General features: G+C 69.4%; 2 protein-coding genes. Both read left to right on the top strand.

Annotated elements, in window-relative coordinates; genetic code table 11:
* Positions 1-682, top strand: a 682-nt coding sequence (locus FVW20_RS15490; RefSeq protein ID WP_196610308.1) for a glycosyltransferase family protein, incomplete at its 5' end; no start/stop codon positions are given.
* Between the two features lie 59 nt (positions 683-741).
* A partial coding sequence (locus FVW20_RS15485) for a glycosyltransferase family 9 protein (RefSeq protein WP_372435010.1) occupies positions 742-1,391 on the top strand: 650 nt, incomplete at its 3' end.

Genomic DNA, 1,391 nt, shown 5'->3' with positions numbered 1-1,391 from the left:
GTACCGCGAGGTGGCGGCGAGCTTCGGCGCGCACGGCGAGCGGTCCGTGGGGGCCTACCTGCGGGCGCACCAGCCGCACCTTGCCGCCGTGTATGAAGGGCTGGGGGGGCTGGATCCGGTAAGCGGGCGCGACGGCATGGGCGACGCCGAACGTCGGCTGTCCTACGAGACCATGCTCACCTGGGAGGCCACCCGCCAGTACCGCGCCGCCTGCGTGGCGCGCACCCTGCCCTTCGCTCCGCTGATCGTGGGCGACAAGGGCTGGCGCAAGGTGTTCCGCACCGCGCCCGCGGGATGGCGGTTGCACCCGGAAATCAACTATTACAGGGAACTGCCCGCGTTCTACCCCCTGTCGGAGATCAACTTCAACTGCACCAGCAAGCAGATGAAGGGCGCGGTGAACCAGCGGGTGTTCGACGTGCCCGCCACCGGGTCGTTCGTGCTCACCGACTGGCGCGACCAGATCGAGAACCTGTTCGAACCGGGAAGCGAAGTGGTCTGCTACGCGGAGCCGGAAGAGGCCGACGACCTGCTGCGCCGTTACCTGGACCACCCGGAAGATCGTGCCCGCGTGGTGGCCGCCGCGCGCAGGCGCATTCTGGCCCAGCACACCTACGAACACCGACTGCGCTCGCTGCTGGACCACATGCGCCGCATCTTCGGCCCGGCCCGCGCCAGATAGCCGCACCCGCCCGTGCCAACGCCCCAACCGTCATCCATACCAAGGCCCACACCACGGTCATGACCACCGCCCCCACGCCCCCGGCACCCGCCACCGCGCCCGCTTCCGTCAACGCACCCACGGACTGGGCGGCAGATGCGCCCGTTCTGGTGTTGCAGATGCAGCGCATGGGCGACCTGGTGCTGACGTTTCCGCTGCTGGCGTGGCTGCGGGCGGAACACCCGCGCCGTCCGCTGTGGGTGGTGGGAGAGGAGAAATTCTTCAAGGGGCTCATGCCCATCGGGCCGGAGGCGGTATTCTTTCCTTACTGCGCGGCGGAACGACTGCGCCGGAACCGTTATCATCAGGTGATCAACCTCAGCCACCGGCCAGAGGCCGCCGCACTGGCCGGGCAACTGCATGCCGACGCGCATTTCGGCCCTCGTCTGGCAGATGCGGGCACGGGGCGGCAAAACGCCCGGACCACCTACGTGCACGGGCGCTGGCAGTTGTACCGGACCTCGCTGGTGCACAACAACCGGCACAACCTGTTCCACTGGGCCGACCTGAACGCGCTGGACTGCGTGCCCCACCGCCGCATACGCGGCACCGACTGGCCTGCCCCGCAGCATCACGGGCGCGACGCGCAGCGGGTGGGGCTGTTCCTGGGGGCCAGCGAGCCGGAAAAGCGCCCCAACGCCCCGTTCTGGGCCGCGCTGGCCCGCGACCT

This window comes from Nitratidesulfovibrio oxamicus (assembly GCF_015731765.1).
Classification (GTDB): domain Bacteria; phylum Desulfobacterota; class Desulfovibrionia; order Desulfovibrionales; family Desulfovibrionaceae; genus Cupidesulfovibrio; species Cupidesulfovibrio oxamicus.
Note: the sequence above shows the minus strand (reverse complement) of the source record. Positions and strands in the feature narration are given on the sequence as shown.